The sequence below is a fragment of the Colwellia sp. MB02u-10 genome (genome assembly GCF_014077185.1).
Taxonomy (GTDB): domain Bacteria; phylum Pseudomonadota; class Gammaproteobacteria; order Enterobacterales; family Alteromonadaceae; genus Cognaticolwellia.
The window spans coordinates 50,838-64,254 of the sequence record NZ_JACGVK010000112.1 but is presented as its reverse complement, the minus strand read 5'-3'; the positions used below and the strand labels follow the sequence as shown (position 1 = coordinate 64,254).

The 13,417-nt window shown below is 40.2% G+C and carries 8 protein-coding genes and 1 pseudogene; 4 read left to right on the top strand and 5 right to left on the bottom strand.

Annotation, left to right across the window (positions count from 1 at the left end; translation table 11 throughout):
- Window positions 1–796 precede the first annotated feature (796 nt).
- The gene (gene purT, locus H4J59_RS08050; RefSeq protein WP_220469763.1) at window positions 797–1,987 is read left to right on the top strand and encodes a formate-dependent phosphoribosylglycinamide formyltransferase; all 1,191 of its coding nucleotides are present in this window, start codon (window positions 797–799) and stop codon (window positions 1,985–1,987) included.
- Between the two features lie 752 nt (window positions 1,988–2,739).
- On the opposite strand, the gene H4J59_RS08045 is transcribed toward purT, so the two are convergent.
- Window positions 2,740–3,657, bottom strand: coding sequence for a LysR substrate-binding domain-containing protein (locus tag H4J59_RS08045; RefSeq protein ID WP_182238419.1), 918 nt, complete (start codon window positions 3,655–3,657; stop codon window positions 2,740–2,742).
- A gap of 121 nt (window positions 3,658–3,778) precedes the next feature.
- On the opposite strand from H4J59_RS08045, the gene H4J59_RS08040 reads away from it, so the two are divergent.
- The gene (locus tag H4J59_RS08040) at window positions 3,779–5,032 is read left to right on the top strand and encodes a D-amino acid dehydrogenase (protein WP_182238354.1); all 1,254 of its coding nucleotides are present in this window, start codon (window positions 3,779–3,781) and stop codon (window positions 5,030–5,032) included.
- A gap of 461 nt (window positions 5,033–5,493) precedes the next feature.
- Here the strand turns inward: H4J59_RS08040 and H4J59_RS08035 are convergent, their stop codons facing one another.
- Together H4J59_RS08035 and H4J59_RS08030 are read right to left on the bottom strand one after the other, a co-directional pair.
- Window positions 5,494–7,323 carry an ABC transporter ATP-binding protein gene (locus H4J59_RS08035; protein WP_182238352.1) on the bottom strand — a complete coding sequence of 610 codons (1,830 nt, stop codon included), beginning with the start codon at window positions 7,321–7,323 and terminating at the stop codon, window positions 5,494–5,496.
- A 436-nt stretch (window positions 7,324–7,759) separates the two neighbouring features.
- Window positions 7,760–7,924 (bottom strand): hypothetical protein, encoded by a 165-nt coding sequence (locus H4J59_RS08030; protein WP_182238350.1) that lies wholly within the window; start codon window positions 7,922–7,924, stop codon window positions 7,760–7,762.
- A 97-nt stretch (window positions 7,925–8,021) separates the two neighbouring features.
- Between H4J59_RS08030 and H4J59_RS08025 the strand changes: the two genes are divergently transcribed.
- Complete coding sequence (locus tag H4J59_RS08025; protein ID WP_182238349.1) at window positions 8,022–8,834, top strand: alpha/beta fold hydrolase; 813 nt, start codon at window positions 8,022–8,024, stop codon at window positions 8,832–8,834.
- Between the two features lie 16 nt (window positions 8,835–8,850).
- Window positions 8,851–11,322, top strand: a complete 2,472-nt coding sequence (locus H4J59_RS08020; protein ID WP_310733176.1) for an EAL domain-containing protein — start codon at window positions 8,851–8,853, stop codon at window positions 11,320–11,322.
- A gap of 139 nt (window positions 11,323–11,461) precedes the next feature.
- On the opposite strand, the gene H4J59_RS08015 is transcribed toward H4J59_RS08020, so the two are convergent.
- Both H4J59_RS08015 and H4J59_RS19805 read right to left on the bottom strand, forming a co-directional pair.
- Window positions 11,462–12,025, bottom strand: a complete 564-nt coding sequence (locus H4J59_RS08015; protein WP_182238347.1) for a histidine phosphatase family protein — start codon at window positions 12,023–12,025, stop codon at window positions 11,462–11,464.
- A gap of 419 nt (window positions 12,026–12,444) precedes the next feature.
- Window positions 12,445–12,692 (bottom strand): annotated as a pseudogene (locus H4J59_RS19805) (hypothetical protein); the annotation flags it as partial.
- Between the last annotated feature and the right edge of the window lie 725 nt (window positions 12,693–13,417).

Genomic DNA, 13,417 nt, shown 5'->3' with positions numbered 1-13,417 from the left:
ATTAAGGAGCTATTCTCAAGGCAGCAAGTACCCATCACAGTTATGACTTTTATACGCCTAACAATGCTTAGCATTTGATTGTATTAAATAGACTAAACTCTTATGTCCATTAGATTTTAGTCTAATATTTTCACACCAAAATAATCGATTTCTTGAATATGAGATGGTAAATAAAAAACCTTTTAGCCAATAATTTTTCGGTTTCCATTTTGTTCCTCAGATCGTTAAAAACACAATTAAATAGGAGGATAGGAGACGTCATTTGATTTTCTATGTGTTTCCTATCTTTATGGTGCCGGGGCCCGCATTTGTAGCAATAAAAAACGGGTGTCATCCCGGGTTAAAGAGCTAGAGGCAAAGCATTGTTGTTTATTACAGGCGTAAAAATGCCAACTCAGCTGCGAGTACACATTTTTAAAGGCGCTATTAGCGGTTTTCAAAGGCCAGGGTTGCGGTCGTTTTGGCTTGCGAAGCATAAATACTAGCGAAATACATTATTTCATTGAAGCTGAAGTTATCACTTTTCTGTCCGGCTACGACCGAGACCTGAGCACTAGAGATCAAAGATTATCATTTCAGACTAGATTTTTACTTTTAGTGTTTGCTCAATAAATAAATAAATAAATAAATAGCCGTAATACTAAGAATGTTACGCTGCCAACTAACTTTACTTTACTTTAAAAATATGAAGGAATTAAAGTCAGAGTTTTTTTATCCTAGATCCTCAAAACATAAAAAAATTCTGTTAATATCTTTGGCCACATCATCCCTTCAAATTTTTAATGAGTCGAATAATATGAGTGTTTCAATTTTTGGCAGTGCAAAAGCGAATAGTGCGACAAAAGCCCTTCTTTTAGGATCCGGTGAACTGGGTAAAGAAGTTGCGATTGAATTGCAACGCTTCGGTATTGAAGTGATTGCGGCAGATAGCTATAAAAACGCACCGGCAATGCAAGTCGCGCATTCGTCCCATGTTGTCAGTATGCTAGATGGTGAAAAATTAGCCGAAATTATTCGCGCCGAAAAGCCTGATTTTATTATCCCGGAAGTAGAAGCAATCGCCACAGATACCTTACTTGTCTTAGAAGCAGAAGGTTTTAATGTGGTACCCACAGCCCGTGCGGCAAAACTCACCATGGACAGAGAAGGTATTCGCCGCCTCGCAGCTGAAACATTAGGTATAAAAACGTCACCCTATATATTCGCAGACAGCAAAGAAGAATATTTATCCGCGGTCGACAAAATAGGTAAACCTTGTGTGATAAAACCTGTCATGAGTAGCTCTGGTAAGGGCCAAAGTGTTGTAAAAAGCGATGCAGATTTAGACAACGCATGGGCCTATTCTCAAGTTGGCGGTCGTAGCGGTGAAGGTCGTATTATTATTGAGGGTTTTGTGCCCTTTGATTATGAAATAACGCTATTAACAGTGAGTGCCGTTGACGGTATTCATTACTGCGCCCCTATCGGTCACCGTCAGGAAGACGGCGATTACCGCGAATCTTGGCAACCACAAGCAATGTCAGCGCTGGCGCTGCAGCAAGCACAGGATATCGCGAAAAAAGTAGTCACTGAACTGGGCGGATATGGTTTATTCGGCATGGAGTTTTTTGTCAAAGGCGATCAGGTTTATTTTAGCGAAGTCTCCCCTCGCCCGCATGATACCGGATTAGTGACCTTAGTGTCACAAGACGCTTCAGAATTTGCCTTGCATGTTCGTGCCATTTTAGGTTTTCCTATTGGTCGTATTATTCAATATGGACCAAGCGCATCGAGTGTTATTTTAGGCAATGGCGTATCCGATGATATTAAGTTTGCCAACCTAGGTAAAGCACTCGGCAGCGTCGCCGGTGCGCAAATTCGATTATTTGCCAAACCAGATATCAATGGTCATCGGCGTTTAGGTGTCGCAATTGCACGTGGTGAAACAGTTGAAGAAGCCATTGATAATGCCAAGACTGTCTCTAATAACGTTAATATTATTTATTAAATAACACCGCTTAAATTTTTTCTTCAATATTTTTTTCTTCAGTAAAAAGGGTAACTTCGGTTACCTTTTTTTATGCCTGCCAGCTCAAAAAACACATCCATCGCTTAAGAAAAGTGCAGATTCGGCATAAAACTTTGAAAAACAACACAACCACAGCTGCTAAAATATTCTTTTTATGAATAATATTAAAAATAAAACGCCATTTTTCATAAAATCAAATTACATCATGTCTAATACTTTCCATCTTGACATCGACTTTACATCCTTAAGACATTGAAATTTAGTTATTTTTCTTTTATTTCTCAATGGTTTCCACAGAATTAACAACAAGCGTTTTCTGCTGTTGTGCAGACCAACGCTTAATATTGTTTATGATGATGAACGGCTTTTATTCAAACAGACTTATCTGAAGCGGCGATCTACTTTGTGGGGGCAATAATTCGACGACTTCGTCATTTTTTGTCTTCAGCTAACTGGGTATCTTTTGGATCACCAATGTATGTTCATTAAATACATCCTCTGTGTTTAACCCTTAGGGCAGCATTCGCTGCTGGCATTCATCGGCAAGTATATTATCAAGCTAAACCGCTCTTTGTCTTAACACCGTATGGCCTAGTTGAGCAATGGAATAGCTATTATTTTTGGCTACCGTTTTAGTAATTTTTTTAGTTTCATTCATTGTGTCGTCTCTTCTACTCTTTACTTATATTTTTTAGTTAAGCTGAACTTTGATTAGTTAGCTTGAGCTTTGGTTAGTTAATAAAGTTTTGTTTTTCATCTAATAACCATTGCTTAAAGCAGTTAATGGCTGAAGAAGAATGGTGTTGGATCAGGTAATAACCCGCATTTGCCTCTATGGGATTAAATGGCGAAACTAACTTTCCTTGTTTAAAATCTTCTTCAACTAAGGCATATCGAGCCATGGCTATCCCTAATCCTGCTTCGGCTGCCGCCATAGCCATATCAGTTCGATTAAAATAATGCCCCTGAAGACTGTCTGCTGTAATGCCCATGTGCTTGAACCAATATTGCCACTCGGTATTTTTGCTTGCGCCATGCCATGGCTGAGCATCATGTAATAGGGTGACCGACTGCCAAATAATTTGTTGGTTTTCAGCAGAGGTGTCTTGCCAGTTAAAGGTTTTAAAATATCCAGGACTCATCACAGGAAGCAATTGTTCAGATAAAAATAAGTCACTTTTTTGCTGAAAATTAGCCGATTGGCTGTAATCAATGGCTAAGTCAAAGTTATTGCTTTGATGGTCAACTAGCGCACCTTCAGCAAATGTTTGAATGCTAATATTGGGATAACGATTGTAGAATCTCTCAAGGCGAGGCACTAACCATTTGAAGGCAAAAGAAGGCGTTAATTTTAACCTTACCTCGCCATCGAAATTTTCTTCTTGATGTAACGCTGCAATTACCTCGCTTATATCTTCAAGACTGCTTTTTACTACTTTATATAATTGTTGGCCTGCTTGAGTTAATCGAACGCCTCGCGAGTGCCTTTCAAACAGGATTATTGAAAGTTGTTCTTCTAGCAAGTTTATCTGCTGACTTATCGCACCTGTTGTAATATTTAAATAAATGGCAGCCTGAGTAAAACTGCCTAATTCGGCCGCTACCTCAAAGGTCACTAAACCCGATGCTATGTTACCTTTTAATTTCATCAATACTCATAGCCTTTAGAATTACTAAACACAGATATTAATTAATATCGATTGTAGAAGATAGGTATTTTTCACATAGTAGTTAACTATTTTATGATTTAACAACATTTAAGTGATCAGTATGAAAGTTATCGTTTTAGGCGCTGGCGTAGTCGGGCTAACCTCCGCATGGTATTTGGCTCAAGCAGGGCATCAGGTAACGATTGTTGATCGCCAAATCCGAAGTGCTGAAGAAACCAGTTTCGCCAATGCTGGTCAATTATCTTATGGTTATTCATCTCCTTGGGCTGCCCCGGGTATTCCGCTAAAAGCGTTAAAATGGTTAACCCATAAACATTCGCCACTTATTGTAAAGCCAAGTACTTCACCGATGTTTTATCTTTGGATGATGAATATGCTAAAAAATTGTAATGAGAGTCACTACCAGATTAATAAAAACCGTATGTTGCGCGTGGCGAATTACAGTCGAGCATGCTTGTCAGATTTAGCTAAAAATCATGCCATAAAATATCAAGGTCGTCAGCGGGGAACGCTACAAGTTTTTCGTCACCATGCACAAGTTGAGGCGGTGCAAAAAGATATGAAGTTATTAGCCGAGAGTGATGTACGATTTAATCTATTAAATGTTGATGAGTGTGTTAAAGCTGAACCAGGCCTTGCTTTGGTTAAAGATAAGCTTGTTGCTGGCCTGCACTTACCCGATGATGAAACGGGCGATTGTTACCAATTTTGTCAGCAGCTTACTGACATGGCTAAAATGGCGGGTGTTGAGTTTAAATTCAATGTTCAGGTAAATAAATTACACTTTGATAAGACTAATATTACTGGGGTAGATACCTCTAGTGGAGAGCTTAAAGCCGATGCTTATGTTGTGGCTCTAGGGAGTTACTCGGTGAACTTATTGAACCCAGTAGGCATTAAATTACCGGTTTGCCCTGTAAAGGGGTACTCACTCACTATTCCTATGACGGATGAACAATTTGCGCCTGTTTCGACTGTGATGGATGAAACTTACAAGGTGGCTATAACACGTTTTGATAATCGAATTCGGGTGGCAGGTACGGCAGAATTAAACGGCTTTAATTTAGATCTACCTGAAAAAAGAAAAGCCACTATCGCTATGGTGGTTCAGGACTTATTTCCTAAAGCAGGTAACTTAGCCCAGGCAGAGTTTTGGACGGGGTTACGCCCTATGACGCCGGATGGCACACCTATTATTGGTAAAACTAAGCTAGCTAATTTATATACCAATACGGGGCACGGTACCCTGGGTTGGACTATGGCTTGTGGCTCGGCAAAACTATTAGCCGATATAGTCTCGGGCAATGAGCCTGATATTGACGCAAGTGGATTAGATTCATTTAGGTATGTGTAGTAGTAATAGCAAGGCCAATAGCAAGGTATTGGCCAGCCTAGCGCTTACGCTTGCATTATTTTTCCTGCACATAACAAAACCACAAACTTAATGCCTCTAGTATAAGGCAATAGTCGCTGCTAGAGATTAGTCATGTAAAAAGCAGTACTGGAGTATAGGTAAAATAAAATGTTATTTTTCATAAGATTAAAATACATCATGCCTAATATTTTCCATCTTGCCCTGTAGCGACCACCATTTCGCTTTACTCTCAATGTCATCAAATCATCTGATAAAACATCTTGATTTTTCCGATAACGTCTATCAATTTTTTTGCTATTTGATAAGTTTCTAACTTTGATAAGTCTCTAGCATAGTCGCTTAAGTTAGATTCAGTTATCTCGATAAACAGCAATGAATGCCACTCATTGTGTGAGTGGCATTCGTTAGCAGACATTAATTTGAAGCTTACCTATTTGGCTTTAATCTAATCCCAAAAAACCACCCGTTTGGTGAGCCCAGAGTTGCGCATAGATCCCACTGGCATTAATGAGCTCTTGATGGGTTCCTTGTTCAACAATACGGCCTTGATCTAATACGATAAGTCTATCCATGGCCGCAATGGTCGAGAGTCGATGAGCTATGGCTATCACCGTTTTACCTTCCATTAATTCATACAATGACTCTTGGATCGCCGCTTCAACTTCAGAATCTAATGCTGAAGTGGCCTCATCTAATAACAAAATAGGGGCATTTTTTAATAACACACGTGCAATGGCAATCCGTTGACGTTGGCCACCTGATAGTTTTACCCCACGTTCGCCGACTTGAGCATCAAGCCCTTTATTACCAAAGGGATCGGATAAACTTTCAATAAAGCCAGCCGCTTGTGCTTGAGTGATTGCCGCCATTAATTGCTCATCACTTGCATCTGGGTCGCCGTAAAGGATATTTTCACGAATCGAACGGTGCAACAAGGATGTATCCTGAGTCACCATACCAATATTTGCCCGTAATGAATCTTGAGTAATATCGGTTATAGCTTGATTATCAATAAGTATTTGACCTTTTTCAACGTCATAAAAACGCATTAATAAGTTTACTAAAGTCGACTTACCTGCACCGGAACGCCCGACAAGACCCACTTTTTCACCTGCTTTAATAGTCAGGTCTAGTTGTTCAATGACGCCCGCTTTTTCGCCATAATGAAAACAAACCTGATTAAATTCTATTTTGCCTTGATTAACAATAATGTCTTTGGCGTCGGGTTTGTCTTGGATGGCAATGGGTTTAGACAGAGTATTCATACCATCTATCACAGTGCCTATATTTTCAAACAGTGAACTAATTTCCCACATGATCCATTGTGACATGCCGTTTAGGCGTAATGCTAAACTAACCGCAATAGCAATGGCACCGACAGTAATCGCACTGTCAGCCCATAACCAAATAGACACAGCGGTAATGGTAAATGCTAAAAGATAATTGATGATTTGCACCAAGACATTAATGACAGTGACCAAGCGCATTTGGCCATAAACGGTTGTTAAAAAACGCATCATACTGTCTTGAGCGTAGTCAGCTTCTTGGCTGGTATGTGAGAATAGTTTTACCGTTGATATATTGCTATAACTGTCAACAATGCGGCCGGTCATGTTTGAACGCGCATCGGCTTGTTCTGTAGATATCGCTTTTAGCTTGGGGACTAATTTCCATTGGATCAATACGTATGCCACGAGCCACGCGAGCATGGGTAACATTAAACGCACATCAGCAGCGGCAATCATGACCAGCATAGAAGTGAAATACACTAGAATATACATAAGTACATCCAGTAACTTCATCACCGTTTCACGCACCGCAAGCGAGGTTTGCATAACCTTTGTGGCAATTCGGCCAGCAAAGTCATCTTGATAGAATGACACACTCTGCTTGAGTAAATAACGATGCGCTTGCCAGCGAATGGCCATGGGGTAGTTACCCAAAAGCGTTTGATGCACGATAGAAGAATGTAACCAGACAATCACAGGAATGACTACTAATACCATCACCGACATAGTGATAAAGGTTGTGCCTTCATCTTGCCACAATGTTTGCGGATTTTTGGTCACTAACAAATCTACTAATTGGCCCATAAAACCAAACAGCGACACTTCTAAGATAGCGAGTACCGCCGTAAGTACCGACATGATAATTAATGGCAAACCAAATCCGCGGGTATAATGGCGGCAAAATGCATATAAGGTGTTAGGTGGTTGAGTGGGTTCTTCTTGTGGTAATGCTTGGGTCAATGATTCAAAAAATTTAAACATCTAATGCTCTGACTTCATGATGAATATTCTGCCGCCTAGGATAGCGTAAAATGGCCACATGTCATGGGTTAAATTGTTACTATATGCGAAACGAATGGGTTCGGTTTCCCGCGAGTCGTGATTGTTGTGCTACTGTAAAGTAATAATATTAATACGCAGTGCAAGAATATGTTGTGATGCCTTGACCAATTGCTTCAAAAACCTGTAGCTCTCTATCGGTCACCATCTGTATGTTAATAGTAATTTTTGAGCTGAGTCTTGTTTATTGATATAACTTAGCGCAGCACAATGTAATATTCTTGCTGCATACAATTCATCATAGTGCATTGATAAGACGATAATCCCCATTTGTGGTCACCAACAATAAAAATATTTTGTACTTTTAGTCCAGACACTGACAAGATGGAAAGCATGAAGAATCATATTTTTTATTAATTTATGAAAAATAACGTTTTATTTTACCCATACGCCCTGTAGGATTTTTAAAATAAATATTTTGGTTGTTTTGTGTTTTAATTATTTGCGCTATAATTTTTACATCCATAGCCCCACACACGGGATGGCAAAACCACCTCAACTTACCGCGATATATTTTAGCCAAAAAATACCCTTCGCACTTAATTTTTTATGTAGCTTAGAGACCAACGATTTGAAAAATAGATGTTTATGCTCCTTTCAACAATGAGATAAAAACCACTATGAATATCATCAATAGGAACAATGTCAGAGTATACGGTAAAGGCGCTAAAACAATCGTTTTTGCCCATGGCTATGGTTGTGATCAAGCTATGTGGCGTAGAGTCAGTCCGTCCTTTGAAGATGAATATAAGGTGGTATTATTTGACTATGTCGGCGTAGGTTTGTCTAATGCTGATGCTTATGATCCTCTGCGTTATTCAAGTTTGGCCGGTTATGCCAAAGATATTGTCGAGATTTGTACAGCACTTGATTTGCAAGATGCGATCTTGGTAGGGCATTCGGTCAGCAGTATGATTAGCTTGTTAGCTGCAATCGAAATTCCCCATAGAATATCAACGTTGATCATGATTTGCCCAACCCCACGCTATTTGAACGACCGACCCGATTACATCGGTGGCTTTGAACAGGCCGACATTGAGGGTTTGCTCGATACAATCGATCGCAATCAACCAGGTTGGGCAGCTCATCTCGCCGGTATTGTTGTAAATAACCCCGATCAAGCAGAATTGGCAGAAGAACTGGAAGTCAGTTTTTGTGCCATGGATCCCGCCATAGCTAAGCGTTTTGCCAAAGCAACTTTTTTGGCGGATAATCGTTTTGATCTGGTGGGTTTTGACAAGCCCTGTTTGATCCTTCAGTGTCAGAACGATTTAGTTGCCCCGAATGTCGTAGGCGATTATTTACATCAACATTTGCTTAATAGTGACTTGCAGCAGATGAAAGCGACCGGACACAGTCCTCATATGAGTCATCCGCTTGAAACCATCACATTGATCAAAGAATACCTTGCCAGTAATGTAAAGCAGAACTAAAGAGTGAATATTTAGAGTGGATATTTCAAAATTTAATCTTATGGAGGCACCCTGCGGCTTGTTTATCTTTGATGACAGCTTAAGGGTAATGACGGTTAATCAAACCTTAGCCACTATGCTTAACCTTACTATACAAGACTTAGTGGGTAAAAATTTGGATGTCATGCTGACATCATCCAACCGTTTGCAGTTTCATCTGCAAGTGATGCCAATATTGCATCTTCAGGGGCATATTGAAGAGATTTCCATGGCTCTGGCTGGCGCAAAGGGAATCGAGATCCCGGTCATTTTTAATGCCGTGCGACGAGAAGTTGAGGGGAGTGCCTATACCGAATGTGTGGTCATGGCTATGAACGAACGTAAACGTCTGGAAGATGAATTGTTTAATATAAAAAAAGCAACCGAACAAGTGCCCGGTACCCTTTATCAATTTCAGCTTTTTGCAGACGGGAGTGCCTGCTTTCCTTACTCAAGTGAGGGAATACGTAATATCTATGAGTATAGCCCGCTACAGTTAAAAAAAGACGCAGATTTAGCGTTTAAACGCATTCACTTGGATGATTTAGAGGTGATCAGACGAGAAATTATAGATTCTGCCAAAAACCTCACTGTATGGCATCAACAATATCGTGTGATTTTACCCAAAGCTGGCATCCGCTGGCTGGAGGGCAATGCCACCCCTGAAGCCCGCACCGATGGCAGTATAGTATGGCATGGTTATATTAACGATATTACCGAGCGAAAAGCGTTAGAACTTTCGTTGTCCAACGAATTTGAACGCACACGAGTGACGTTAAGTTCCATCGGCGATGCGGTTATTACCACCAATGAGCGCCAAGTGGTCGAATACATCAACCCCATTGCAGAGCAATTAACTGGCTGGAAATTGGCCGATGCCATAGGTCAACCTGTAACGAGAGTGTTTAACATCATTAATCAAGATACTCGGCTGGTGGCAAAGAGCCCCATTGCCCATGTTTTGGACGATGGTGCCATTGTTGGGCTGACTCGCGACACAATGTTGCTCAGTAAGGATGGTAGTGAGTATTCGCTGGAATGCTCTGCGGCACCGATTTTTACCCTTGGTGATGTGATAACAGGTGTCGTTATGGTTTTTCGTGATGTAACCGGCCAAAAAAGACTGAGGGAGGAAGTGGATCATCATCGTGCCAGTCATGATCATTTGACTGGACTGGCGAACCGCAGAGAGTTTGAGCGAAGATTACTTGAAATATTTGAGTCATCAATTTCTACTGGTGTTGCACATGTATTGTGTTCCATCAATTTGGATCAGTTTAAGATAATCAATGACAGCTGTGGACATTCTGCTGGAGACGCTCTATTAAAAGAGATTTCGGCGATACTTACTCTAAACGTGTTTGAAAAAAATCTGGTGGCGCGAACCGGGGGGGATGAATTTTCTCTTTTACTTGAGGGCTGTGATCTCAAAGCGGCTCAACGAATAGCACAACAGGCTTGTGAAAAAATTGCGAACATTCGTTTTTATCACAAAGGTAAATTCGTTCACGTAAGTGCCAGCATAGGCGTAGTAGCTTTCGATGGAAAATGGGAAAATGCTCAGGTAGTGCAACAGGCTGCCGTTAGCGCCTGTTTAGCTGCAAAACATCAAGGTGGCGGTCGTGTGCAAATATATTCAGATACAGATTTAACTGTAATGGAGCTGCGAGGTCAGATGCAGTGGGCTTCTCGCTTGCAACAAGCCATTGATGAAAATCGCTTTGAACTTTTTGCCCAACCCATCATGGCACTTGATGAACAAGCAGAAAAAGGACTACATTTTGAAGTGCTATTGCGCTTACGTGATACCGATGGAGGCTTGGTTTCGCCTGCGTTATTTATGGCTTCCGCTGAACGATTTGGCTTAGCCACACAAATCGATCATTGGGTGGTAAATAGCGTATTAAAGTGGATGAAATCCCATGCTCATGAGTTGGAAAAAATTAATATAATCGCCGTAAACTTATCTGGAAAGTCGGTTGGTGATCGTGATTTTCATCACTTTTTTCTCGAGGCATTGGATCACGCTCAGGTACCGGTACAAAAAATTTCGTTCGAAATTACTGAAACAGCAGCAATCGATTGCCTAGATATTGCCACTGAGTTTATTACTATGCTTCATCAGCGCGGTGCGAAAATCTCCCTTGATGATTTTGGCAGTGGTATGTCATCGATGGCTTATCTTAAAAAACTTGCGGTTGATTATTTGAAAATTGACGGACAGTTTGTGAAAGATATGGCAAACGACAGAGTTGATTGTGCGATGGTTCGTAGTATTAATCAAATTGCGCATTTAACTGGAAAAATCACTATTGCTGAGTTTGTTGAAAATGCTGATATATTGATGTTATTAAAAGATATAGGTATTGATTTTGCCCAGGGATATCACATTGGCAAACCACAGCCAATCAATGAAATTTTTGCCTGGAAAAATATAACGAATACAAGACTAAGCAGTGAGGATCAGTAGATGGAGTTTTCGTCGACAAAGGGCGGTCATAGTGTTGAACGTTGTTAACGCACTACTTTAACGTTTCTGACCCTGTTGATTATTGAAGATAGACCCTGTGTTGATAGACATTCAAAATATTGTTAACGCATGTAGACAGTCATTCAACCGCGACTCGAACCGCCTTGCGTGTTCGTGTGTTGTAGGCAACAATCTCGCCGGACGAAACTCCAATTCCAGACACAGCCTGGATGACCACTTGATGGGTGACCATTAGTGTAAGACTATTTGGGCTGAGCGCTGCAAGCTTTTCTTGCAGTAACTTAAGTGTTTCATTGCGATCAGCGTGCCCTTCAAAAAATGAGTTAAGACCAGCAAAATGTTCAACTTCGCCAAGTTGTAAAAGTTTGGCTGTTTCGAGGCAACGACACCAATAGCTTGAATAAATTTTATCAATTACTATAGCCGACTGCTTTAACTTCTGCCCTAATGAGATAGCTTGACTTCGACCAACGGCATCCAGATTTCGCTGTGTATTGCATTGGTTAATAACAAAATTAATGGGATCACCAAAACCCGGAGCAATAGCATGGCGCATCAATAGTACGTTGGCATCGATTTTCCGTAGCTTATCCATAATAGCATCAACATTTGTCGTGGCGAAGGCGTTCTGCACACTAGCTGATAATATGACAAGAACTAATAATAAATTACCTACTAGCATGTATTTTGAGCCACTGTTGGTTGAAGATTATGATTAATACAGTTCAAAAACATTAGCTTAATTTTCGAATATCAACCAATGAGTATAAGCCAATAACGTTCACGTATCTCGCAAGCAGAGACAGGGGGCGTGTATAGGTAAAATAAAACGTCATTTTTCATAAAATGAAAATACATCATGCCTTATATTTTCTGTAATAACACCTAACTCACATCCTTAGGGGAGTGAAATTCAGCTATTTTTCGCCTATGACTCAACGGTTTTCACAGAATTAAAAACAAGCGCCTTCTGCTGTTGTGCAAACCAGTGCTGAATATTGTTTATGATGATGAACGGCTTTTATTCAAACAGACTTATCTGAGGCCGCGATCTACTTTGTGGGGGCTATATGAGAGCAATAATTCAACGACTTCGTCATTTTTTGTATTCAGGTGGCTGAGTATCTGTTGGAGCATCAATGGGTGTTCATTAAACACATCCTTGTGTCTCACCCTTCGGGTCGCACTCGCTGTGCAAATCCTCTTTCCTGACAATTTGTCTATGCTCGCTATAATTTTAACCGCACCACCGCATTCCTCACAGGTTTCTATTTCTATCCCAAAACCCGTTTAAGTCTTTGTGCCCAGGTCATCGACTGGTGTTTTGTGCCCTTGTCCCCCCTGCCCTGTAGGTAATACTTAGTTTGTTATAGCCTACTTTTTTAGTGATATGTGTGGCAAGTGTGCGAGTATTTTATAAGTGAATAATGGCTAATGAGCCGAATCTTTCACAACCTACTGTTGTTGTATTTTTTCATTGGTACTTTTCTAGTTGCTACTGTTTCCTTTAGATTATTTGAAGATGTATCAAGGTTACCGCAAACAACTTTACAGTGGAGCATATTAACTTACTGGGGAATTGTATCATCCGGTGTTGGCTATTTTGCTTTGAACAAGGGAGCGACACAGGTCAATGTTGGGGCTCTAGCTGTAATGAATAATCTACTCATACCCTCAGGAATTCTGATTAATTTTTTAATGTGGAATCGTGATGCCAACATTGGTTCGAATTAGCATTGCCTTAGGCATTATTTTACTCACACTTTTTATTAACCAGAAAATTTTTAGTATGTTGCATAAATGAAAAAAAAGGAGGTATGGCGTTTAATAACAGACGTATCGGCATGAGATGTGGCAGTAAAAAAGGCACTGCTATAGTCACTTGGATAGATGGTTAAACACGTACTCTTTATATGTCTACTATAAAAAGTGAAAACACTTTGAAGTCTAACTAAAAGATATCATTGAAGGTCCCCAAGTTCATAATCAAGACGACACTTTTTATTAGCCATATTAAATGTTTTTCAGACATTTTAAAGTACCTTTAAGGTGCTTTTATCAATAGTGCTAATAA